A 23,113-nucleotide genomic window follows, 5' to 3' on the forward strand; every position below is an offset into this window, starting at 1 on the left:
CTATGAATGGCTTTCAATTTCTCATCTAAACTGAATTTAGGCAAAAAAACTGCACCTCCATTGTTAGTCGTGTCTAACAAATGGGGTGCAGTTCAATCGACGTCTGGTTTTATTTTTGCCTTTTACTTTACACCACACTTTTTCAAAGCCAAGGCATTTCTCCATCAATTACTTTCTCATTCATAGTCCGTCGTTATTTCACCACAAACTTTACTCGTGTTCCATCCGGATATGTACTTAGCTGGTTTCCCACCCATGAGCCTGCACCACGATTATCTTTGGGACTAATATATTGGATATCCGCACCCGCTCCGCCTTCCGCACACATCGCCATTGGCCATTCATCCCGATCTTTCCCCTTTTTGACCGGAACACCTTTGAGGGACAAATCCCGATTACCTTCAGCTCCACTGCGATCAATGGTGCATACATCCGAATGTCCTGCCTTGATGGCCTTCTTGATATGATTGGCCGTTTCGGGATAGCGCTCGGCCGGGAATGTGATGGTATGATCTACGCTCCCCTTGCTTCCCCCAAATTGGGACGGTATGTCCAGAGACCATTCTCCCCCAACCCATGCATAGAGAGCTACCATTAACATGGCCACCAGCGTCAATATCTGCTTTTTAAATCGTTGCTTGCCCTTGCTCCTTTTACTTCTGCGTCTTTTACTCATGCTGTTTCTCCCCCATTCAACACTTGCATTATACCAGAACGCCAGTTCGCTAAACAATATAAAAAAACATAAAAAAACAGCCGACACTTCCCGGCTGTTCGTTCTGCATAGACTACCCCACGTTAGGAATCGCCTGTTGTCGAAGTAAAGGCAAGGTTACCTCAAACTTCGTACCTTTCCCCTCGGTACTCTCCACCGAAATTTGACCGTCCATCAATTCGAGCAACTCTTTGCAGATGGTGAGTCCAAGTCCACTGCCGCCAAATTTGCGTGCATGAGAGATGTCTGTCTGCGTGAATGCTTCAAACAATTGATTGATTTTATTATCCGGAATGCCAATGCCGGTGTCATGTACAGTGAATACCAGAATAACGGTATCCCCTCGCCGCTCCTCAACATCCATCTGTAATTGCACTTCACCTTGTTCCGTGAATTTAATGGCGTTGCTGAGCAGGTTATCCAGCACTTGTCGGAGACGAAGAGGATCACCTGTGAGTACATCAGGAGTAGTCAGATCCGCATAACAGAGCAAGCGAATTTGTTTATTCTGCGCCGCAGGTTCATGCGTTTTAATAATCTGTTGAATCAGCTTCAACGGCTGAAATTCGATTTGCTCCACTCTCATTTTCCCTCTGCCCAGCTTGGCCATATCAAGACTATTGTTGACAATGTTCAGAAGAGCCTCCCCTGACTGGCGCGCAAGCTCCAGGTACTCTTTTTGCTCCTCACTGTTGTCACCCATGCCCACAAGTTCGATCATGCCCATAATCCCGTTCAGCGGCGTGCGAAGTTCATGGTTCAGCTTCCCAATGAACTCCAGCTGTCCCCTACTGTTCATTTCTGTCAGCGAAGCTGCCATACGTAACTGCTGCTCAGCATATTTTCGCTCCGAAATATCGTATTGAATCCCTACAAAAAACAAACATTCCCCTGAATCATCGAAAATCGGATCAATATTCAGTTCATTCCAGAATTTCTGTCCATGCTTCGTATAGTTTAGAATCTCTGTCTTGATCGACTGACGCTTCTTCAATGCTTCGCGAATTTTCTGTACGGTTTCCGGATCCGTATCCGGCCCTTGCAGGAACCGGCAATTCTGTCCAATCGACTCTTCCGCACTATATCCGGTTAATTCACTAAAATATTCATTTACATACATTAGAGGAAAATCAGGCAAGGTAGCATCGACTACGGTCACGGAAGATTTAATCTTAGAAATTATAAATTCCCATTGTATAGCGAGTTGATTGTATTTTGTCATGCTTCCTCCTTCATCTCACCAAACTTTGTTGTGTTGAGTTCATGCTCCTAATGCAGCTATCGATAACCCGATGGTATGTGATTATATAAAAACAATATAATTAATTGTAACATAGTTATTCAAGCCATGTGTTCCTTGGGTAATATCTGAATAATACATTCACAAAACTTATCATCTCATCAGGAGGGTCACTCATGAAATTTTTATTAATCGTTATTATTATTATTTTGCTTGTTTTCTTCTTCTCCAGACGTAAGCGTTAATTTTGAGCGGGTCATGTAAAATGAGGAAGGAAGATCGGGTATGAGAACCCTCTTTTTTATATTCATGACACTTTGTATCATTAATTTGTGCTTCCCGAAATTTGGCTGGTACTTGCGTTATGGCTGGATTTCTCGGGGAGAGGCTGAGCCCAGCAGACCGTATATGGCGATGACCAGAATGACCAGTCTGTTGATGCTGCTTATCGCTTTTACGCTCGTTGTGGCTTGAATTATAGAAACCAGAACGGCAGCTATCCCTTGGGACAGCTGCTTTTTTGCTGCTTCAATGACGGGAAAATGACAACTTTGTTTGTGGTGCGTTTGCAACGATACCCGTAATATATAATTATCGTTGTGGAAAGGACACCTTAGCATGAACATCGCATTTTATCCATATTGGGCTGCCAAAACGCTGCTTTCTCTCATTAATGTTATATATATCATGGTTATCACGACGTTTATTTACGGTCAGACCGGGTCTGTCCTTTACGCTGCGCTGTTTCCATTCATTCAAATGTCAGCTCGTATCGTCGCAGGGTTCACTGCACCACTGCTTGTGAACCGTTTCGCATTCTCCAGGCTGATTATTAGCATTCCTTTAGCCAAAACATTGATGATAACCGGAATCGCCATCGCATTTACCGATCTCACTGCTCACATTCCTCTTCTGCTTGTGGGAATAGCGATCCTCTCGTTCCTGGACGGATGGGAATCTCCATTAATAAACACATTAACTCCACGATTGGTTCAAGGAGAAGATCTGGTGAAGGCGAATAGTTTTCTCTCATTCTCTACTCAGACCGTGACGATCATTGGATATGCGATGACAGGATTCATCGTTATGCACTGGGGGGCTTCACAAACATTCTGGGCGGCTACAAGCTTATCCTGGGCTGTCCTGCTTCTAATGATTACGATCAGTTCACTTACCCGCGATATGCAGGAAAAAGTCGAGAAATCCACTTCCAGATGGGATGTATTAAGGGAAGGTTGGCTTATCCTTTGGAAAAATCGATCGTTGCGCCTGATAACGTTCATGGATCTGGTTGAAGGTCTTGCTGGCTCCATCTGGATCGGTGCTATCACGCTTGCTTTTGTGAAAGAAGCTTTGGGCCAAGAGAAAGGTTGGTGGGGACTTATCAACTCCAGCTATTCTGCCGGCACCATTCTTGGGGGAATTCTGGCCATCGCCTTGGCCACTCGCATACAGAAGCACTTGATCTCCAGTATGGCCATAGGTTCTCTTCTCTTCAGCTTACTGACCATCGCATACGGTTTAAACAGCCTTCCTTGGCTTGCTCTGGTATTGTGTATGCTTATGGGTCCTGCTTATCAGATCCGCGATATTGCTCAGCAGACGGCTTTTCAGACCAGTGTGCCCATCGAATCACTGTCCAAAGTAAACGCAGCACATGGAATTATTCTCTCAGCTTCCATGAGCATATCTACGGTAATCTTCGGTCTGATTGCTGATCAAATGGGGATTCGGCTAGTATATTTGATTGGCGGTGCCTTATTCATCGTATCCTCCCTGTGCTCTTTCCGGTTAAATCGAATTAAAGAGCAAAATGATTGAATCAAAAAAAGACGAGCACATATCTGCTCGTCTCTGCTGCATCCGAACATCATCGGTGCAGCCATTTTATTCTCAATCCAATCGGTAATCTGTCAACGGCTTGCCTTGTTTATAATACAGGGCGGGTGACAGTATATTGAAGAAAATATGCACATCAGGCAAATCCGCTTCTTCCAAAATAACCTGCATTGAGGAAGCAATCCGATTATGAATCTCCTGATCACGTTGGAACATCAAGATCTCTACTGAAGCCGGAGAAGGAGTAAGGGCTTGTACGTCATGACGTTCTGCCTTCATTCTCTCCCGCGGAATATTGGTAATCAACGCAAATTGCTCCGTGATGCGAGGTACAACTTCCTCCAGCTGAGGTCCTGTGAATCCTTTAAAACGAATAAACGGCATTGCTATCCCTTCAATCTCTATTATTAGTCTCTTATGTGATTTTAAGCACATTGTTTTCGGTTGTCAAATCTCTTTCATCATATCATTTTTTTCTTAGAAACGCAGAAAAGCCCCGCTGAAGTCTCAGCGGAGCATACACGCAACCAGGGTCTCACCTTGTTCTACAGCGGCTTACAGCCAGAAAGATTTAGTGATGATTACGAGCAGGATGAAGAGTACGAGAATTGCGCTTGTGGAAGTCCATCCGCCAAATCCACCAACATTGCCGCCACAACCGTATCCAACTTCACTCATTTGATTGGCCTCCTTTGAATTTCAAGGTATGCCATAACATATGTCGATTCTAACATGAGTGACCGGGCTATACGGCAAGCTAACCGGCCCAATCATTGTGTATTCTGTTAGTTGAATTATGCCGAAGGAATGACTTGGATGTTCACATCATTTTCTGGTATTTCACGATAGAGGTCTGGTGTATTTTGTTTCTCCAGGACAATCAAACGAGTACGTGTATCGTTTCTGGACGCCAAAACCACTTGACCATCCGGGGCAATACAATAAGCGATTGGAATTGAAATTTCACTGTTACGATATGAACCGTCCGCATGGCTGGTCCCCATAACAATGCATTGATTTTGTATCGCCATCTGCCGCGCTTCTTCAACCCACTCTGTATACTGCTCTTCACTGAACATCCCCACACCAATGGAATGCATAATCAAATCCACTCTGCCAATATTCTCGTTGCGAAATCCTTGCAGTACCAGTTCGTCACATAACAATGTGCTTATGGTCCAGTCCTGTTCCTTAATTACCTCAGCAGCGGTATACTTCGCTTTCTCCAATACAGTCTCCCCAGCCTTGTTAATAATGATCGCACGGTCCTTGGGACGTTCATCCAACCTGCGATGACCTGATACAATCATCGTTCCATATACAGCCGCCAGACGGCTAGCCTCTTCCACGTTCTGATTCAGATAGCCTTCAGGAAAGAACAACACATCCGCTTCTGGATGTTGTTTCAATTCCGCTTCCAGCTGCAGCAATTGTTGTTCCAACCTGGGTTGTCCAATAATAATCTTCAACGTTTATCCCCCATTCATGAATAAAAGCCGGTTCATACCTGTATCAGGTACGAAACCGGCTTAAAGGTTGTACAGGCAGGATTCCTGCTCACCGCACTTCGCTTCAAGAGTAATTGTCTTTGGCATATCGTTACGTCTAACAATTACTTTTACAGTTTAAATGATATGTAGTTAGGAATTTCTGTGTTCAATTCTATCATAAATCTCCTGCCCGTCATAACCTCGATCTGTAGCTATATCTTTCGCAAAAAGTACCATATCACCAGTCGCAGCTGAATTTGCGCCCAACGCTCCCACAACCGCCGCAAGTGGATACAGCAAAATGGTCAGAACCTTCTTCATGTACTCATCTCCTCTTCCGTATACAGGGAATTTTTGTGTGATCATCCTAATAATACGATGAAAAGAAGTAAGTTTCAATCTTTATAGACACTCGAAGCTTTCCAACAAATCTATTGCTTCCTCATGATCAGGTTCCAAAGCCAGTACTTTCCGTGTGTAAGCCAGTGTTTCTTCTTCCAGTTCAAGTTCATAACAACACACGGCCAAGTCATACAGCACCGCTGAGTTCTGTTTTCTCGAATCAGTACCTAACGACAGCTCCAGAAATCGCTTGGCGTCCTCATACATATACATCCCATATAACAGCTGACCTACAAGAAACGCCACATCTCCTAGCCGCTCCATTACATAATATGAAGACCACATGATGTGGATTCCAGACTGAATATCAAGTATTTCCTCATCGCTTGCATCCGGTAGAAGGTTCGAAATCCGGTTGGCACTATGAATCAAAAACTCAGCATCATATCCGCCCAGACGCCAGAACGGTATAATCTGCTTCAATTCCATCCGCTCTACCTGATGATCCATCCATTCTTTCATACTGAAGAAATCATCGGGTCCAAAACGTTCAACAAATCGGTGATACGCCAGACGAGTGTTTATGTACCCCAGTGGTTCGTCCACCATCAAAATACATCCAACGTTCAGATCTTTATAATGATGTGTTGTGAAACGAGTGTGGGCTCCTTGCTGTTCCAATACATATTGAATGGCATGATAATTTGCCGTTAAAGAAAAACTTCCATGAAGTACAAATTCAGGAGGCTCGGCAAACTTCCAGTTGTCCAGTCGATGGTCACCTTTGTCCGCAGTAATTAACACATATCCTGAATCTGATAACCTATTCAATCGTTCGAGACAGGACAGACCGATTGCCGGGAACATAATGTGCGAATCCTCCAACTCTTCCTTGTACAGAGCGATAAGCCCTTGATACGGATAGTCTTCTGCACTGTACTCAGGTGCACGGCGGTATTCATAACTCAGTATCATGTTTTTCAGCAACTCGGCAGGCTCCGAATGAAGAGCAGATTCTGGAGATTGGAGGAGTATGTCACACTCATATATCTCCCCCTCACCGACATAAATTAATTCCTGTGGAATGCTGTCAAAAAAGTAATTGGCAATCAACAGCAAAGGTTGCTTCAGATCGCCCGGTCGAATAACTGTATCCGCCACTACCAGATTCAACTCGGTGTCCTGTATCGCGTCAAAACGTGCGAAATCCAGTATTCCTTGGTCAATAAAGGATTGCATGGACGGATGCTCTCTCCAGCCCAATACATTATCTTCGACCAGATCGGTCATTACATATCGAAAAGCTGGCAGCTGCACGCCTGCAAAATCTTTCAACTCTGTCAGTTTGAACAGAATTTGGTGCGCCAAGCGGCCTACGCCCGCTCCAAGTTCCAGAATGGTCACTGTCTCGGCCGTCTTTCCTTTGCTGGCGAGATCTTGAAGAAAACCAAAAATCATCTCGGCATACGCCATTGCAATCATGGGGTTACTCGTAATATATTGCGGAACCTGATTCTCGGTCCAAGCGTGCAGCCCTTTCTGTTCATAATATGCCCGCTGCCAGTCCCATACCGGAGCTTCACTGAAGCGGTATCGTTGTCCTTCGTTTTGCATCATTGGTTGAAAACCTGCTTTCCATTCATAATTTCATCGACATTTCGGAATTTCAATTCCATGTTCTCATAGACCGTTCCCTTAATCTCTAACGCATTATATCATAAACGATGACTGATCCAATGAAGTGCTAAACCACACTCCAGTAAAATAGAAAAAACCTGCCTTTCTCAAGGCAGGCAATGCTCGTTAATACATTTATACTCCTTCTATAACGAACTGTTGGCAAGGGCGCTCAACGTTAGTCCGAATATACCGCTCCATCAAAGTTCTCAGGGCCTACACGGATCGTACCCAGCAAGTTAGAGCTGATAAATGCAGTGTACGTCAACTGAGGTGTTATTGGTGGATTGAAATCATCCGCTGAGAACGTAATGACCTGAGGAGCCAGAATGCTCAAGCTGAACGTAGACGTTGCAGAATAGATGACAGGATCCGTTGCTAAGGTTCCTCTGACAATTGTTATCGTTACACCTACGAGGGCTAATGGAAGCTGCACTGATACAGTTCCTTTGAATTGTACCCGTGGGTTTGCACCAGCACCAGCTGTTTGCAGACCAATCTGACCAAACAGTTGAGGAGTATTAATTACGAGGATCGGGATAGCAATGGAGTTCGCCAAACTCGCATTCTGCGATGTTCTTGCATCAAGAAATTGACTCATGAAATCTACCTCCTTCTGTCGGGGATATGATAGTATATGTGAGATTTGAGATATGGCATGGACAGACACTGATATTAAGAAAAAAGGGCATATCAAAAAGACACTGCCCGTATTGCTAAGGCAGTGCCTCCAGAATTTCTTAATCAAAGTTATGTTCGTTTTTCTCCAATCTCTCTTTTAATAATCGAATCTCTTGCTTCAAACCTGAGATTTCCTCCCTTAAACCAGATCTTTTTATTGCCATTGAAAACACAGCATATAAAATCAGACCTACCAAACCAATGAAAATAAATATAGTTAAAATTCCTACAAAACCCACAGCACTAGCACCATTCATAACTTTAAATTGTCACCACCTTTATAACATATATTTTAACAATGATACCATATATTTATTTTATCAGCTTTGTTTGCAATTTCGTTAGCATTCGCCTGCCATAAAAAAGCTCTGCTAGCATTATGCTAACAGAGCTTTCTCACAGTGAATTATTTGTAATTCCCTCATCACTTTAAAGTAATCTAATCAACTTCCAAAGTAAACGTCCAATTTTCCAGTGGGCGGAGTGGTTGCCATCCAAACTGCAGCCAAATTATCGGGAGCATACGTTGTAGCGGTGATATAATCACCAATTAATACGGTAGGCACCGGTGAATTGCCGTTGGGGTTAAACGAAGTCGTTGTGAGTCGGCGATTCGCAAAGGTAGCTCCTCCGTTAAACGATTCAGCAACAAACACATCTAAAAGAAACCCGTCAATCTGATTGGAATAATAAATAACCCTTACAGTTCCTATGAATGGCGATACAGTAATGGAGGGAAAGAAATTTTGAGAACCAACAGGGGCTCCAGTAATGCTTACGGGATCTGACCATAGAAGCCCATCCGGTGAGCTGCATAGGAAAATGTCGGTGTATCCATTCCGCGCATCATTCCAGGTTGCATAGACTTTACCACTAAAGGTTCCATTGGATATGTCAGCTCCCAAGCTCAGGTTCGTCTGCACGCGAAAAGCATAATTCGTGACAGGTAAAGGAGATGGGGCAGGGACAACAGAAGCAATCCATGTGGATTGTCGTTCAATCGGCGGCTGGAACGTAGCCCCTCCATCGTAGGAGATGCGAAGCAGTGCGTACGGACTATCCGGCCCTGTAGTAATATATCCTGCATATACCTCACCAGTAAAACCTATAGCTATAGAACTTCTGTCATGGAAACCTCTTGGGCTTGAAATTCGGCTCGGAATCTCCCACGTTGTCCCCTGATCTAATGACCTTTGCAAAAATGTGGACGAAGCCAATGTAGCAAGAGGGGTATACCCCACGTATGCATTCCCCCGATAAGGGCTTCCAGGTGTTCGATCCACTGCTATAAACGGCTCATCATTATGAACGATAAGGCCATATCCCTTGTTCACAAACACGGGAGGAGTCCAGGTCACTCCATCATCCAGGGATGTGTAACTGATGATTGTACCGTCATTATCACCGTTAAATATGTGAACTGTCACTATAAACGTACTCGGAAATGTGTAATCAATGGTTGGTGCTTCAGCGCCTGCATACCCGGCAGGCTGCTGCATAGTTGTTGTTGACCATGTCTGTCCACTGTCAGTAGAACGATAAACGCCGATAAGTGTAGGTCCTGTACTTGTGTCAACAGCAACCGCACACATGATATTCGGAAGTAGCTCGTTGGAAGCAATTGAGGGTTCAAATTGGTTTCCACCGAGTGCTCCTGTGATATTTACAACGGGCAAGTACCTCATCTCCATTCCAAAGATTAAGGAATATTCGTAAACCGGTCAATTAATATCATTTCTGACTGTAAAACACGTTGAATAATATTACCTGTAGAATCAATACCATATGCATGAATAATCGTACTTGTAGCACTAAAGAAATCTGCTTGAACTTCATAAAATGCTGCATCGTTTAGAGCATAAATCAAGGTCCGAGATGCCTGGGGGCCTACTTGAAATAAATCGTGCCCGATTGGAATTCTGGCATTTTGAGTAGTGTCCCATTTAAACACTTCTATCTCTATATTTACAGGAATATCAAGAGAATCATTTAAACAAGTCACAAGAATCTGAGTAGCCACACTTCCACCTGTTGGCGAATTGTAGATCAACCCTGTAGAGTTTGGCAATCAAACTATCCCTCCTCTTTGAACCACAGATTAACTACACTATTTGTACGCCCCTATCATTTAAAGTAGTACGGATTCTTTGTTGAAGGGGAAATACAACAAAAAAGCCTTGATGAAGCAGCAACGAATGATGATGCTCATCACCATCGAACTTTTGCAGGCTTTATTCCAAGGCTCAGTTAATATCAGTTTTGAGTTTATAACAATAGAAAAAAACCCTTGCTACGCAAGGGTTTTGAGAGAATGGGCCCTACAGGACTCGAACCTGTGACCAATCGGTTATGAGCCGACCGCTCTAACCAACTGAGCTAAGGGCCCTGAACAAAAATGTATAACGTTCAGATGATGGCTGTGAATCATCCAGTAAAACTAAATTGCGGGGGCAGGATTTGAACCTGCGGCCTTCGGGTTATGAGCCCGACGAGCTACCGGGCTGCTCCACCCCGCGTCAGTAAGAAATATTAAAACAGCGACTTAATTAATATACACCATCCCTATCCCATATGTCAAGGGGTAATGTTAGGGAATGAAGCGAACGCCATACCGCCCCTTTTTTGAACGATATACTTCCACTTCAGCTGGCTCGTTATGACCGTAAATCCAACCATCCTGCTCCATCCGTTTTGCAAGACACCCTGCCTGAAATTTGGTTGTATACAATTTGCTGAAATATACCCAGTGCATTCCACTCGTCCTTTCTTGAAGTCATCATTTATCCCTGCTTTTGTAGAATACCCCAATTCCATAAAAATAGCCGCCGAAGATATAAATCTCCAGCGGCTGCATCTATGATTTTATTACAAGATCATCTAACTTTTATTGAAATGTGGCTTTAGGGTTCTTTTTCAATTTCTCCAGCATCTCGTTCCCTTTGGCTGCCCATTCACCAAGTGCTTCTTTTGGTGTTTTTTTGTTCGCAAGAACTTGATTGAAGTATTCCATACCCTTGTCACTTACTTGCCACAGGTTCGGCATTTTTTGATACATTTTATCCAAGTTCGTATTGGTCGGAGGTATAGGTTTCAGTGTATAGAACGCCTGGATATTGTAATCCAAGCCATCCTTCGGTTTAATAAAGCTCTTCCGTGAAACCATCTCATAACTGCTGCGAGCTTTGATTTTCGCCCAGTCTTCACTGTTCATATACTTAATCAATTCCCATGCATCATCAGGGTTCTGAGCTGAACTATTAATGGCCATAAGATTGCTCAGATAAATGTTGCCTCCGATTTCAGGAGCCTCCGGATGAACTGGAGGTGTAACAACATCCCAGTCTACCTTCGTAAAGTCTTTCATTTTATCTGCATTTTTATTGGCATCAATCAACTGATTAATGTAGCTGTAATCTCCAATCACCATGGCTGTTTTGCCACTCAGGAACAGATCACCCTGAAGCGGATTATAACGCCCACTCTCATCCTGACTATCCTGCGGTTCGTCTCCTTTAGGGATGACTTTATCTAAGGCGAGCTTGCTTATCGTGCTCCATACTTTCTCCCATTGAGGAGAATCTACAGTCATTTTTTCCGCTTTGTCATCAAAAATTTTCAGCTGCAAAGAGTTATAATACTGGGACATCGTATAGTATGGAGAACCGCCTTGATAGGTACTGAAAGAGAAACCAAATACATGGTCTTTTCCTTCACCTTTGGTAAGGCGTGTACCCAGGTTGAAAATATCATCCCAAGTCATATTATCCGTTGGAGGCTCCACGCCTGCTTTCTCAAACATACCCTTGTTATAGAACAAAGCGGAAGAGGAGAACGTTGGTGTCAAAGCGTAGATGCTCTGATCTCCCAAATCCTTAATTCCTTCGAGAACACTTGGCACAATATCCGTAGTATCAAACTTGTCTTCCTGCATCAGTGGGTCCAGTTGTTTCACCATGTTTTCCTGAATCAACGACTTGACTGTCGCCGTATCCGCCACGATGACATCTACCGGGTTATCCCCTGTCATAATCTTCTTCAAGCTTTCCATCGTATCCGGAATGTCCTTCTGCTCTTCCTGGTTACCATAGCCATACATGCTGCCCTGATCTACCGCAGGTACAACTTCAATCGTTATATTTGGATGTGTCAATTCAAAAGCATCGGTAAACTGCTGACGGAAATAGCTGTCATCCTGGCCACCCCATAACGTCGCTACACGCAATACACGCTGCTCGTTATCCTTGGACTCACTCGCTGTACAACCCGCAAGCAGCGGCAATGCCAGACTAGCTGTAGCCAACACGGCCAGCACTCGTTTTCCCCAAAACCTGTTCTTCATCTCCCAATTCCCCCTCTAAAATTATCTTGGCGGTGTAATGACAATACGTTCACCGTCAAATTCCAATGTGGCACGATTATCAATGGACAGCGCCTCCAGATACTCCTTGGGCACCTGAAGTCGTCCCGCCCGGTCGATAATGACAAAAGCTTCATGAATATCCGGGGCTCCTGCCTCCGATAAGCCATGTTCGTCATCCAGATTCGGATTACGTTTCACAAACTCGGTGCTGGTCAAGCCGTCCCGAATCGCCACGATCCGGTCCACCTTACCAGCAAGGGTTAGATCATGAGTAACAATCACAATCGTGACCCCGAGTTCCTTGTTCATTTTGCGAAAAATGCCCATGATGGTATCACATGTCTCTGAATCCACCGAACCTGTCGGCTCATCGGCAAGCAGCAGCTTGGGGCGATTTGATAGCGAGATGGCAATCGCTACCCGCTGCTGCTCCCCACCGGATAATTGATGCAGCTTGTTGTGCATCCGATCCTTCAGTCCAACCCACTCCAGCAGCTGCATGGCATATGCGCGATCGCGCTTGCCTCCCAAAATCATGGGCGTTTCCACGTTTTCCAGTGCTGTAAGGTATGGCAGCAGGTTACGGCCGTTATTTTGCCAAATGAACCCTACGGTATGACGTTTGTACTCCACCAATTGGGCATCTGTCATTTTCAGCAAATCCCAATCCCCGACAACGGCTGTACCAGCTGTTGGACGATCAAGTCCACCCAGAATGTTGAGCAATGTGGATTTACCACTACCACTGTTACCGATAATGGCCATCATTTCACCTTGATTGACAGTCAGATTGAGACCTTGAAGGGCAACGACTTCCACATCGCTGGATTTAAAAATTTTGACAAGTCCTTCGCATTGGATCACGTTTACCTCTCCTCTCCCATTTTGACTGCCTGGTGAACACGCAGCCTGCGGATTTGCCACAGCAGCATCGTTGCTCCAATGATCAGCATGACCACGGTCACGCCATACAGTTGCAACATATCTTTCTCTTCAAATACAATTCGGAACGGAGGTACCTGTGCGGACACATTATCTGTCGTTTGCAGGAAGGGCAGGAACAGACGACTGGATACCTGACCAATGCCAATACCGAGAATGATGGACAGACCCGCCGTGAACACCTGCTCTAACAGCAACATACCGCTCAGCTGTGCCCGGGATAATCCCATCGCCCTCAGGACACCGAACTGTACTACACGCCCGGATAGATTGAAGAACCAGTACAGAATGTATCCGATCAGGGAAATAATCACCGACACAAGGAATCCGAGACTCAGTATGCCGAACACCCCGCCTCTTGACGGATGTTTGCCCTGGGATACCAACTCTGTACGCACATCCCGTACAGACGATAACTCAATGCCTTCAGCTGCAAGTTTCTCCATCAAAGGAGCAACTTTGGCATCCGGCTCCATCTTCAGCCAGACCTCATATGGAATCAGAGGCACCTGATCATAGATGTAATCCAGATTAGCAATGAAAAACGGCATTTGATCCGGGTACTGGGCAGGCCAGTAAGGTATAATGCCAAAGACCACAAATTCAATCGCCTGGCCCTGTACACCAATGGAGACGAGGTCTCCGGTTTTGAGCTTGAATTTGTCTGCAAATTTGGAAGAGATCAATACGGCCCCTTCATATTTTCCAAGCAAGTCAAGGTACTTATAAGGATGAGCCGGGAACAGATCGTTGCGGAACCACGCCACTTGGGCAAAATCCACATTGTCGATCCCCACCAGCATTCCCTGTCCACCTGATTTGCCAGAGACAATAATGTTGCCTTTCGTTTGCAGCACTCTCGCTGCATGTTCGACACCATTCAGGCTGCGGAACACTTCAAAAGGTGGCTCGGAATAGATCATCTTCGTGGGTTGTGAAGTACCACCGCCCCCACCTGATCCACCTCCGCCGCCGTTACCGCCGCCTCCAGAACCACCGCCACCGTTTCCTCCACCCTGTCCACCGCCTGAACCTCCGTTTTGTCCGGAACCCGTTGGCTTAACCTCAGGTGTGCCTTCCCATACCGTCTGCATAATAACATCCGAACCATAGCGATATAACGTGCGCTCGGTTGAGTTCAGATCAATGGTACGAGCCGCCGCCGAGTTATACACACCGAGTCCGAGTGTCAATACAAGCAGGATCATCAAAGGATAATAAGAAGATGATGAACGCGAAAGCTGCGTCAGTGTCAGATACAGTGGAACCGGGAGAAACTTACGCCCGATCAGCTGAATCAATTTCAAAATCCACGGGAACAACCGTAAGAAGAACAGTCCCAGTGCAAAGATCGCGAGTGCCGGTACAAAGAACAGAAACGGCTGTACCTGAAGCTGATCTGTCGTCATTCCGGTCTGGAACGTCAACATTTGCCGTTCATAGAACAAGTAGTATCCATATCCGGCGAGCCCCAACAGCGCGATATCCAGGAACCAGCGCTGCCATACCGGCGCACGATCTGTACGTGCTTGCCGCCGCTTAGCCGATACAATCGTCGCCCGCGCATAGGTTACTGCCGGAATGAGCGAAGCTATAATTGCCACCAACACGGCGATAAGGCCAAGCAGGATGGCTTCTTTCGATATTCCAATCGGAATGGATTTCCGATCCACGAACGACAGGAATCCACTCGCTGAACCGATGCTTTTCGCCATAAACCATCCAAGAAACGGTCCGATGACAAGAGCAATCGCTCCCAGGAATATACCTTCAAGCAGATAAAGAGAGAATATCTGCCGGGCAGAAGCTCCGCGACTGCGCAGAACCGCAATGTCACTTTCCTGCTTCTGTAACGACTGTCTGGCATTCATGGCAATAAAATAAAAGACCATCGCAATCATCGGTGCTGCCAGTGTGAACAGCATGGTCTGCAATTGCAGACTCTGACTGCGGAATTGTTTCAGCAGATCCCCGAAGGTGATGTCCACTTTCGTATCCTTCAACCGCTGATACAGATCGATATCCAGCCTTTCCAGCACAGAGGTCAATCCCGAGAGCTGGCTCGTTTGAATCTCTTTCAGATCAAATGCATAATACCAACGTGAATTCTGAAGAGGGATCCCTTTTTCCTTTAACAAAACATTATTAAATACCGATTCATCCACATATAGTCCATTCATCATCCCGTCAAATCCCTGTACCCAATACGGGCTGCTAGGATCATCGGCTTTGAAAGAACCTACAATCTTCACACGCAACGTAATATCGAGACCGCTGTAAATTGGATATTCCAGAACATCTCCGATATGCAGATCGTTACGATACATGCCCTCTTCGAGCATGACCGCTTCAATCGTATCGTCCTTGACCTGGTTGCCCGGCTTCACTCCCGCAGAATAATTAACCTGTGCATCCAGGCCTGTCATCGTCCCCAGGCTCATGCTGCGGACCCGGCTGGCATCCACTTTCGTTGGGTCTTCCGGGTTCACTTCCGTGCTGCGGATGGAACGGGAGTTCACATACGTATGAAAAGGAAATCCAATGTCACGGGGCACATCCTCGCGAATATATCGATCCACCTCTTCCAGACCACGTGTGTCTGTCTTGACACCACCAGGTGCCTGGTAACTCATGAGCAACGAGCCGGCTGGCAGTCCCTCACTGTTATCCTGCAGCGTCTGGGCCACGACCCGCTTCAGCGCACCATCGGCATACATCGGAATACTAACGGTGAACGCTACCGCCACAATCAGTCCGATCAGTGTGCTGAACGTCATCCAGCGAGTGTTCCACATTTTGCGGAACAACAGTCGAAGCAATGGCAGCCCCATTAGCGGCCCACTACTTTCTGTCCAACGGTCAGACCTTTCAGAATCTCCACATCCGTGGATGTCTGCTGCCCAACTTCTACGTCCACTTCACGCTTGCTTCCATCACTCTCCACCACTTGCACGTACGTTCTTGAACCGATGGAGCGCAGAGCGGATACTGGAATGACAATCGCGTTCTCTGTTCGCTGCGTGACAATCGAAACCGTTAGAGGTGTACCGCGTTCAACCCCTTTGGGCATTTTCGCCAGCGAGACGATAACATATTGATCCAGGCTTTCTTTCGCTGGAGGCGTTCCGCCTTCCCCCGAACCTCCGCCATTACCACTTCCACTACCCGATGCTTGGGCAACAGGCATCACTTTAACTTTGCCAGCCACTTTGCCTGCGCCATTAATGTCCACATCCGCCTTCATGCCAGCCGAGAACTTTTCCAAATCTTCCTTGGCAAACGTAGCTGCGACAACCAGGTTGGATGTATCTGCTATGGTCGCAATCGGGTCATAAGCTTTGACAGCCGCGCCCTTCTCCACCTGCACAGCAATGACTGTTCCACCGAATGGAGCGGTCAAAGTGGCTTTACCCAACTGATCCTCCAGATCGGCGAGTTCCTGACGAAGTTCTTCAAAGGCAATCGTGGACTCTTCGAACTCTACCGGGTCCATCTCATCCCGTTTGCGAAGCGTTTCCTTCATTTGCACTTCCGATTTGCGAATCTGCAGGTTTTTGGCCCGGATTTCCTTCTCCACGCTCTCTACATCAAGAACAGCGAGAAGTTGACCTTTTTTCACTTTATCCCCTGGTTTTACATTCAACTCTTTGATATGCATACCGTCCAGCGTAAAATACACCTTTTCTTCCCGCTGGCTCATCATCTTGCCGCTTCCGCTTACTTTCTTCTCCAGCGTCTCAGTCCGAACTTCATATTCCGGCTTCTTGGAGATCGTTGGCGGTGTAATTGGCGGAAGTACTTCTTCCTCTGTCTCAGCCGGCAGCAAAGAACAGCCGGACATCGTTGCAGCCACTATCGCACTAAGCACAATAAGCGCTGCGCGTTTCCCCCTCTTCGGAGCGGCCCCTTTACTTGATAAATCTGCCGTCCGCCATTTCATAAACATGGTCCGCAACCTCCAAAATCGTAGGATCGTGTGTAGTCATACAGATCGTTACTTGTTCAACTTCAATAATATTGCGAAATACAGCCATAACCTGTGCTCCCATTTTGGAATCGAGTTCAGCTGTCGGCTCATCCGCGAGCAATAATCTCGGTCTGTGGGCTATCGCCTTGGCGATGGCCACCCGCTGCTGCTCTCCCCCGGACATCTCGAATGGACGGTGCTTGACCCGTTTGGTTAGTCCGACCAGATCCAGACAATGACCTACCCGGTCCTTCCATTCCGAACGCGGCACGTCCGCCATGCGCAGCGACAGCTCTACATTTTCCCAGGCAGACAACAAAGGCATAAGGGCATACGCCTGAAAAATAAAACCAATTTCTCTGCGCCGCAAAGCGGTTCGCCGCCTGTCTCCCCAATCCTGAAGAGGCTGTCCGGAGAACAAAATGTCTCCACTGGATGGCTGATCCAGCCCACCCAGCATATTGAGCAGCGTCGTTTTCCCTGAGCCCGACCGCCCCTTCAACATCACCAGCTGTTGCGGGTTCACTTCCATATCGATGCCTTTGAGCACATGAATAATACGGCTACCCGTCTGGAAACTGCGATGAACATTGCGAACCTCCAGCACAGGTCCTTCATATGGAGGCAACAGATCCTTCTTGGAGGGCTTGGACTTCACTTCAGGTTCAGCTGCTGCAACCGCAACTTCCTCTTGGCTTGTTTCATTGGTTATGTCGTGCGGGTCGATGGATGTATTCTGCGGTTCACTTATGTATGCCGATTCCTCCTGCCCGACTGGTTCCTGCTGCTCCGTGAGTCCGACCGCACTGTCCTCGCCTGACTGGCTCTTGGCAGGTCTGATTTTGGAAAATAAATTCTTCATGCCAGCAATCACGCTCATCCTTTCTTCATATCCCGTTCACTTCATCAAGACACTAAAAATAGAAATCTATTCCATACTACACTGAATTATAAACGACGGATCACAACTAAAAGTTACAAGCTTTTTACAACGTTCCAGTGAAAAAGTTAATATTTTGATGAACAAACGAAAAAAGCACCCCAAAGTGCGGGATGCCTCTTGAATATTCAATGTATTTGCCTCTATGGCGGCAATCATTACAATTTTGATACCGTTCACAATCAAACTGTTCAGTCGGGTGTGAATGATATTATTTACCAAATGAAGAAGGATCTTCACGCCAGGATTTGAGCAGTTCAAAATCACTCTCCTGGATTGTACCCTCAGCCAAAGCCACATCCATCAGAGCTGTGTAATTGGACAGGGTTTGCAGTGGAATTCCCGCTTCTTCAAAAGCTTTAATTCCTTTGTCGAGCTGATAGCTGAAAATCGCCAGTACAGCCAATGGAGTCGCCCCGGCTACACGTACTGCTTCAGCGGCTTTGATTGAACTGCCACCTGTCGAGATCAGGTCTTCAATGACAACAACCTTCTGCCCCTCAGTGATCAGTCCTTCAATCAGGTTCTCTTTGCCATGTCCTTTGGCTTTATCACGAATGTATGCCATCGGCAGATTCAGCTTTTGCGCCACCCAGGCAGCATGCGGGATACCCGCGGTTGCTGTACCTGCGATGACTTCTGCATCGGGATATTGATCACGAATGATCGCAGCAAAGGCTTCAGCAATGTCGTTACGAATCTCGGGATAAGACATCGTTAGACGGTTATCACAATAGATTGGTGATTTGATGCCGGATGTCCAGGTAAATGGCTGCTGCGGACGCAGCGCCACCGCTTTAATTTTCAACAGTTGGGAAGCAATATGGTTAGGAATCTCAGTAAGTTCGATCATGCGTTCAACATCTCCTTCAAAATGGTTTCTGCCGCTTCACGTGGATTGGGAGCGCCTGTAATTGGTCTGCCTACAACAATGTAATGGCTGCCTCTGGCAATGGCTTCACCTGGCGTCAGGACACGAGTCTGGTCTCCGAGGCCACTTCCCGCTGGGCGAATGCCTGGTGTGACCGTGTGAAAATCACTGCCACAGGCTGCGCGGATCGCCGGTACTTCCAACGGGGAAGCAACGACGCCATCAAGACCTGCCTCATGGGCCAGTCCTGCATAACGGACTACTGCTGCCTCAACGCTGCCCTGGATGCCGATCTCGGCATTCATCGTTTCCTGGCTGGTACTGGTCAGCTGGGTAACCGCAATAATCTCAGGTCTACGCAAGGATGGGTCAGCAGCCAGAGCCGCCTCAGCACCTTCACGAGCAGCACGCATCATGCTTGTACCTCCAGCTGCATGCACATTGAACATATCCACTCCCAGACGGGTGATGCTTTCAGCACCCCCACGAACCGTGTTTGGAATATCATGCATCTTCACGTCAAGGAATACCGAGTACCCCTTCGACTTCAGCTCGCGAATGAAGTCCGGGCCAGCGGCGTAGAACAGCTGCATGCCCACCTTCAGATAACAGGGAATGCCTTCGAGGGCCTGTACCAATTCCTGTGCTTGCTCTGCTCCGGGATAATCGAGTGCCACCATCAGACGGCCAGCCATTTCGTTGAAATTCGGGTGATTCATATTCCAGCGCTCCTTCCAAAAGCTTGATTTTTCCGTTTTTGCCCGATATAAAGGACATCCCGCCAGCCCGAAGGCTGACTGATGTCCTTGATCAGTGACAAATCGTCTTATTTATTTTACAAGAGCTGGCATAGCCTCAGAGGAGAAGTTGATCGTTTGCAGCATGATCAACAGGGCACGGATCGTATCCAGTGAAGTCATACATACAATCCCGTTCTCTACCGCCTCACGACGAATACGGAATCCGTCACGCTGCGGGGTTTTGCCTTTGGTCAGCGTATTGAACACAAAGTTTGCTTCGCCGCTGCGGATCATATCGAGAATGTTCGGCGAACCTTCACTTAATTTGTTCACCGTCGTCACCGGAATGTTCGCTGCTTCAAGCGCAGCTGCCGTACCTCCGGTAGCCATGATTTTGTATCCCAGTCTATAGAAACCTTCAAGCAGTGGAACAGCTTCCTCTTTGTCTTTGTCCGCTACCGTTACCACGATTGCTCCGGTGGCCGGGATCTTCATGCCTGCACCGATAAGACCTTTGAACAACGCTTTAGCGTAATTCGGGTCACGACCCATAACCTCACCTGTGGATTTCATCTCAGGTCCAAGCGTTGGTTCCACACGACGCAGCTTCGCGAAGGAGAAGACCGGAACTTTTACGGAAACATGATCCGATTCAGGCCATAGACCGTCGACATATCCGAGGTCTTTCAGCTTCACGCCCAGAATGGCTTGTGTTGCCAGGTTCGCCATCGGAATGTTAGTTACTTTGCTCAGGAAAGGTACTGTACGGGATGAACGCGGGTTCACCTCGATGATGTACACTTGACCCTTATGGATAACAAACTGGATGTTAACCAAACCGATCGTTTTCAGTTCTTTTGCAATCTTGATTGTAATCTCTACAATTTTCTCTTTGAGATCCTGGGACAGGTGCTGTGGCGGATAAACCGCGATGGAGTCACCGGAGTGAACCCCTGCGCGCTCGATATGCTCCATGATACCCGGAATCAATACCGTTTCACCATCACAGATCGCGTCAACCTCAACCTCTTTACCCATCATGTAACGGTCGATCAGGACCGGATGCTCCGGATTGATTTTAACCGCCTGCTCCATATATGTCAGCAATTCTGCATCGGAGTATACAATCTCCATCGCACGACCGCCGAGTACATAGGAAGGACGAACCAGTACCGGGTAGCCCAGACTTTGAGCCGTTTCAACCGCATCATCTACCGAAATGACTGTTTTTCCTTTTGGTTGTGCAATTTCCAGACGGGAGAGCAAACGCTCGAACTTCTTGCGATCCTCTGCCTCATCAATGTTTTCCAGATCAGTTCCGAGAATCGTTACACCAGCGGCACGTAGTGGTGCTGCCAGGTTGATTGCCGTTTGACCACCAAACTGTACGATAACACCTACTGGCTGTTCCTGTTCGATAACGTTCATTACATCTTCGAAGAACAGGGGTTCAAAGTACAAGCGATCCGATGTATTAAAGTCCGTAGACACCGTCTCCGGGTTGTTATTGATGATAACTGCTTCATAGCCTGCTTTTTGCAGAGCCCATACCGCGTGTACTGTGGAGTAGTCAAACTCAATCCCTTGACCGATCCGGATTGGACCAGAACCAAGTACGACTACTTTTTTCTTATCTGAAGGAATGACTTCATTCTCAGTTTCGTAAGTAGAGTAGTAATATGGCGTTGTTGCTTCAAACTCAGCTGCACATGTATCTACCATTTTGTAGACTGGGCGAAGGTTTTCCTCTTCACGACGTGCTCTGATTTCAGCTTCTTTCGTCAGCGTACCTCCTGGTTGACCTTCAGCCCGCAGCTCAGCAATGGCACGGTCTGTGAAGCCAAGACGCTTCGCTTGATACAAGGTTTCGGAGGACAATTCGGATTCCTCACGAATGCGATCTTCGAAGCGGATCAGCCCTTCGAGTTTATCCAGGAACCACCAGTCAATCTTCGTCAGATCTTGAAGCTGTTGCAATGTATACCCTCTGCGGAATGCTTCAGCGATCAGGAAGATACGCTCATCGTCGGCTTTGACCAGACGCTCGTTCAGCGTTGCTTCATCCAGGGTTTCGGCATCTTTCAGATACAGACGGTGTACGCCGATTTCCAGGGAACGAACAGCTTTATGAATTGACTCTTCGAATGTACGGCCAATCGCCATAACTTCGCCTGTCGCTTTCATCTGTGTACCCAGTTTGCGGTTCGCTGAGATAAACTTGTCAAACGGCCAGCGTGGGATTTTGCTCACGATATAGTCCAGTGTTGGCTCAAAGCATGCATATGTTTGGCCCGTTACCGGATTCACGATTTCGTCCAGTGTGTAACCCATGGCAATTTTGGCAGCCATCTTAGCAATCGGATAGCCCGTTGCTTTGGAAGCTAGTGCCGAAGAACGGCTTACCCGTGGGTTAACTTCGATAACATAGTATTGGAAGCTGTGCGGATCAAGCGCAAACTGTACGTTACATCCACCTTCGATGTTGAGGGCACGGATGATTTTCAGGGAAGCTGAGCGCAGCATTTGATATTCACGGTCAGACAGCGTCTGGCTTGGCGCCACAACGATACTGTCACCTGTATGAACACCTACCGGATCAAAGTTTTCCATGTTGCAGACTACGATACAGTTATCGTTTTTGTCACGCATAACCTCATACTCGACTTCTTTCATGCCAGCAATGCTTTTCTCCACCAGACATTGCCCGATCGGGCTGTAACGAATTCCTGCTGCTACGGTTTCGCGCAGTTCTTCTTCGTTGGAACAGATCCCGCCGCCTGTTCCACCAAGCGTGTAGGCTGGACGGACGATGATTGGATAACCAATCTCATTCGCAAAATCAAGTGATTCCTCAAGTGTTGTTACGATTACACTCTCGGGTACAGGCTGTTCCAGTTCACGCATCAGATCACGGAACAAATCACGATCTTCCGCTTTCTCAATGGATGTGAGCTGTGTTCCGAGCAGTTTGACATTCTCACGCTCAAGGACGCCAGCACGTGCCAGTTCCACAGCCATGTTCAGACCCGTTTGACCGCCAAGGGTTGGCAGCAAACCGTCTGGACGTTCCTGACGAATGATTTGCGTTACAAAATCCAGTGTAATCGGTTCAATGTACACTTTATCAGCCATGTTGGTATCCGTCATAATCGTAGCCGGGTTGCTGTTGATGAGTACAACTTCCACGCCTTCTTCTTTCAGTGCCTGGCATGCTTGTGTACCGGCATAGTCGAACTCGGCCGCTTGACCGATGACGATTGGACCTGAACCAATCACCAGGATTTTTTTGAGATCTTTGTTAATCGGCAT

22 protein-coding genes and 2 tRNA genes are annotated in these 23,113 nt (G+C 46.9%); 2 read left to right on the plus strand and 22 right to left on the minus strand.

Annotated elements, in window-relative coordinates; genetic code table 11:
• Positions 1 to 193 precede the first annotated feature (193 nt).
• Entirely contained in the window at positions 194 to 676 is a 483-nt protein-coding gene (locus CRO25_RS19680) for a NucA/NucB deoxyribonuclease domain-containing protein (protein WP_079696176.1), read from the minus strand.
• A gap of 112 nt (positions 677 to 788) precedes the next feature.
• Positions 789 to 1,937: a HAMP domain-containing sensor histidine kinase gene (locus tag CRO25_RS19685; RefSeq protein WP_079696177.1), complete on the minus strand. Its 1,149-nt coding sequence runs from the start codon at positions 1,935 to 1,937 to the stop codon at positions 789 to 791.
• A gap of 303 nt (positions 1,938 to 2,240) precedes the next feature.
• Here CRO25_RS19685 and CRO25_RS33455 point away from each other — a divergent pair, with 303 nt between their 5' ends.
• Together CRO25_RS33455 and CRO25_RS19695 are read left to right on the plus strand one after the other, a co-directional pair.
• Positions 2,241 to 2,429, plus strand: coding sequence for a DUF6199 family natural product biosynthesis protein (locus tag CRO25_RS33455; protein ID WP_053784205.1), 189 nt, complete (start codon positions 2,241 to 2,243; stop codon positions 2,427 to 2,429).
• Positions 2,430 to 2,573: 144 nt separating this feature from the next.
• Positions 2,574 to 3,776: an MFS transporter gene (locus tag CRO25_RS19695; protein ID WP_079696178.1), complete on the plus strand. Its 1,203-nt coding sequence runs from the start codon at positions 2,574 to 2,576 to the stop codon at positions 3,774 to 3,776.
• A gap of 72 nt (positions 3,777 to 3,848) precedes the next feature.
• On the opposite strand, the gene CRO25_RS19700 is transcribed toward CRO25_RS19695, so the two are convergent.
• From CRO25_RS19700 to carB, 20 genes are all read right to left on the minus strand, one after another.
• Positions 3,849 to 4,178, minus strand: coding sequence for a DUF1904 family protein (locus CRO25_RS19700; protein WP_063567881.1), 330 nt, complete (start codon positions 4,176 to 4,178; stop codon positions 3,849 to 3,851).
• A 171-nt stretch (positions 4,179 to 4,349) separates the two neighbouring features.
• Positions 4,350 to 4,472, minus strand: a complete 123-nt coding sequence (locus CRO25_RS19705) for a sporulation protein YjcZ (protein ID WP_079696179.1) — start codon at positions 4,470 to 4,472, stop codon at positions 4,350 to 4,352.
• A 116-nt stretch (positions 4,473 to 4,588) separates the two neighbouring features.
• Positions 4,589 to 5,263 carry a hypothetical protein gene (locus CRO25_RS19710; protein ID WP_063567880.1) on the minus strand — a complete coding sequence of 225 codons (675 nt, stop codon included), beginning with the start codon at positions 5,261 to 5,263 and terminating at the stop codon, positions 4,589 to 4,591.
• A gap of 171 nt (positions 5,264 to 5,434) precedes the next feature.
• Complete coding sequence (locus CRO25_RS33460; protein ID WP_157258415.1) at positions 5,435 to 5,605, minus strand: hypothetical protein; 171 nt, start codon at positions 5,603 to 5,605, stop codon at positions 5,435 to 5,437.
• Between the two features lie 81 nt (positions 5,606 to 5,686).
• Complete coding sequence (locus CRO25_RS19715) at positions 5,687 to 7,243, minus strand: hypothetical protein (protein ID WP_079696180.1); 1,557 nt, start codon at positions 7,241 to 7,243, stop codon at positions 5,687 to 5,689.
• Between the two features lie 238 nt (positions 7,244 to 7,481).
• On the minus strand, positions 7,482 to 7,904 hold the full coding sequence (locus CRO25_RS19720) for a hypothetical protein (RefSeq protein ID WP_063567878.1): 423 nt from the start codon (positions 7,902 to 7,904) through the stop codon (positions 7,482 to 7,484).
• 139 nt (positions 7,905 to 8,043) lie between these two features.
• Complete coding sequence (locus CRO25_RS19725) at positions 8,044 to 8,241, minus strand: hypothetical protein (RefSeq protein ID WP_063567877.1); 198 nt, start codon at positions 8,239 to 8,241, stop codon at positions 8,044 to 8,046.
• A gap of 186 nt (positions 8,242 to 8,427) precedes the next feature.
• Entirely contained in the window at positions 8,428 to 9,660 is a 1,233-nt protein-coding gene (locus CRO25_RS19730; protein WP_097115802.1) for a sialidase family protein, read from the minus strand.
• A 23-nt stretch (positions 9,661 to 9,683) separates the two neighbouring features.
• Entirely contained in the window at positions 9,684 to 10,052 is a 369-nt protein-coding gene (locus tag CRO25_RS19735) for a hypothetical protein (protein WP_063567875.1), read from the minus strand.
• Positions 10,053 to 10,296: 244 nt separating this feature from the next.
• Positions 10,297 to 10,370, minus strand: a tRNA-Ile gene (locus CRO25_RS19740).
• A 56-nt stretch (positions 10,371 to 10,426) separates the two neighbouring features.
• Positions 10,427 to 10,500, minus strand: a tRNA-Met gene (locus CRO25_RS19745).
• 71 nt (positions 10,501 to 10,571) lie between these two features.
• Entirely contained in the window at positions 10,572 to 10,736 is a 165-nt protein-coding gene (locus CRO25_RS33465; RefSeq protein ID WP_162842468.1) for a hypothetical protein, read from the minus strand.
• Between the two features lie 132 nt (positions 10,737 to 10,868).
• A complete protein-coding gene (locus CRO25_RS19750) occupies positions 10,869 to 12,323 on the minus strand; it encodes an ABC transporter substrate-binding protein (protein ID WP_063567874.1) in 1,455 nt (484 codons plus the stop codon).
• 21 nt (positions 12,324 to 12,344) lie between these two features.
• The gene (locus CRO25_RS19755) at positions 12,345 to 13,208 is read right to left on the minus strand and encodes an ABC transporter ATP-binding protein (RefSeq protein ID WP_063567873.1); all 864 of its coding nucleotides are present in this window, start codon (positions 13,206 to 13,208) and stop codon (positions 12,345 to 12,347) included.
• A gap of 2 nt (positions 13,209 to 13,210) precedes the next feature.
• A complete protein-coding gene (locus CRO25_RS19760; RefSeq protein WP_079696182.1) occupies positions 13,211 to 16,117 on the minus strand; it encodes an ABC transporter permease in 2,907 nt (968 codons plus the stop codon).
• A complete protein-coding gene (locus CRO25_RS19765; protein WP_079696183.1) occupies positions 16,117 to 17,232 on the minus strand; it encodes an efflux RND transporter periplasmic adaptor subunit in 1,116 nt (371 codons plus the stop codon). The genes CRO25_RS19760 and CRO25_RS19765 overlap by 1 nt, the downstream gene beginning before the upstream one ends.
• Positions 17,195 to 18,115, minus strand: coding sequence for an ABC transporter ATP-binding protein (locus CRO25_RS19770; protein ID WP_256863706.1), 921 nt, complete (start codon positions 18,113 to 18,115; stop codon positions 17,195 to 17,197). The genes CRO25_RS19765 and CRO25_RS19770 overlap by 38 nt, the downstream gene beginning before the upstream one ends.
• Positions 18,116 to 18,404: 289 nt before the next feature.
• Entirely contained in the window at positions 18,405 to 19,046 is a 642-nt protein-coding gene (gene pyrE / locus CRO25_RS19775) for an orotate phosphoribosyltransferase (RefSeq protein ID WP_062326374.1), read from the minus strand.
• The gene (gene pyrF, locus CRO25_RS19780; protein ID WP_064636479.1) at positions 19,043 to 19,783 is read right to left on the minus strand and encodes an orotidine-5'-phosphate decarboxylase; all 741 of its coding nucleotides are present in this window, start codon (positions 19,781 to 19,783) and stop codon (positions 19,043 to 19,045) included. Before pyrF ends, pyrE begins: the two co-directional genes overlap by 4 nt.
• 111 nt (positions 19,784 to 19,894) lie before the next feature.
• On the minus strand, positions 19,895 to 23,113 hold the full coding sequence (carB, locus tag CRO25_RS19785) for a carbamoyl-phosphate synthase large subunit (protein WP_063567868.1): 3,219 nt from the start codon (positions 23,111 to 23,113) through the stop codon (positions 19,895 to 19,897).

The organism is Paenibacillus sp. RU5M, assembly GCF_900221055.1.
Classification (GTDB): domain Bacteria; phylum Bacillota; class Bacilli; order Paenibacillales; family Paenibacillaceae; genus Paenibacillus; species Paenibacillus marchantiae.

What these genes read in the sequence shown, in the direction of transcription:
- CRO25_RS19680 (WP_079696176.1), bottom strand. Translation starts at nt 676, where the DNA reads ATGAGTAAAAGACGCAGAAGTAAAAGGAGCAAGGGCAAGCAACGATTT.
- CRO25_RS19685 (WP_079696177.1), bottom strand. Translation starts at nt 1,937, where the DNA reads ATGACAAAATACAATCAACTCGCTATACAATGGGAATTTATAATTTCT.
- CRO25_RS33455 (WP_053784205.1), top strand. Translation starts at nt 2,241, where the DNA reads ATGAGAACCCTCTTTTTTATATTCATGACACTTTGTATCATTAATTTG.
- CRO25_RS19695 (WP_079696178.1), top strand. Translation starts at nt 2,574, where the DNA reads ATGAACATCGCATTTTATCCATATTGGGCTGCCAAAACGCTGCTTTCT.
- CRO25_RS19700 (WP_063567881.1), bottom strand. Translation starts at nt 4,178, where the DNA reads ATGCCGTTTATTCGTTTTAAAGGATTCACAGGACCTCAGCTGGAGGAA.
- CRO25_RS19705 (WP_079696179.1), bottom strand. Translation starts at nt 4,472, where the DNA reads ATGAGTGAAGTTGGATACGGTTGTGGCGGCAATGTTGGTGGATTTGGC.
- CRO25_RS33460 (WP_157258415.1), bottom strand. Translation starts at nt 5,605, where the DNA reads ATGAAGAAGGTTCTGACCATTTTGCTGTATCCACTTGCGGCGGTTGTG.
- CRO25_RS19715 (WP_079696180.1), bottom strand. Translation starts at nt 7,243, where the DNA reads ATGATGCAAAACGAAGGACAACGATACCGCTTCAGTGAAGCTCCGGTA.
- CRO25_RS19720 (WP_063567878.1), bottom strand. Translation starts at nt 7,904, where the DNA reads ATGAGTCAATTTCTTGATGCAAGAACATCGCAGAATGCGAGTTTGGCG.
- CRO25_RS19725 (WP_063567877.1), bottom strand. Translation starts at nt 8,241, where the DNA reads ATGAATGGTGCTAGTGCTGTGGGTTTTGTAGGAATTTTAACTATATTT.
- CRO25_RS33465 (WP_162842468.1), bottom strand. Translation starts at nt 10,736, where the DNA reads ATGCACTGGGTATATTTCAGCAAATTGTATACAACCAAATTTCAGGCA.
- CRO25_RS19750 (WP_063567874.1), bottom strand. Translation starts at nt 12,323, where the DNA reads ATGAAGAACAGGTTTTGGGGAAAACGAGTGCTGGCCGTGTTGGCTACA.
- CRO25_RS19760 (WP_079696182.1), bottom strand. Translation starts at nt 16,117, where the DNA reads ATGGGGCTGCCATTGCTTCGACTGTTGTTCCGCAAAATGTGGAACACT.
- CRO25_RS19765 (WP_079696183.1), bottom strand. Translation starts at nt 17,232, where the DNA reads ATGTTTATGAAATGGCGGACGGCAGATTTATCAAGTAAAGGGGCCGCT.
- CRO25_RS19770 (WP_256863706.1), bottom strand. Translation starts at nt 18,115, where the DNA reads ATGAAGAATTTATTTTCCAAAATCAGACCTGCCAAGAGCCAGTCAGGC.
- pyrE (WP_062326374.1), bottom strand. Translation starts at nt 19,046, where the DNA reads ATGATCGAACTTACTGAGATTCCTAACCATATTGCTTCCCAACTGTTG.
- pyrF (WP_064636479.1), bottom strand. Translation starts at nt 19,783, where the DNA reads ATGAATCACCCGAATTTCAACGAAATGGCTGGCCGTCTGATGGTGGCA.
- carB (WP_063567868.1), bottom strand. Translation starts at nt 23,113, where the DNA reads ATGCCGATTAACAAAGATCTCAAAAAAATCCTGGTGATTGGTTCAGGT.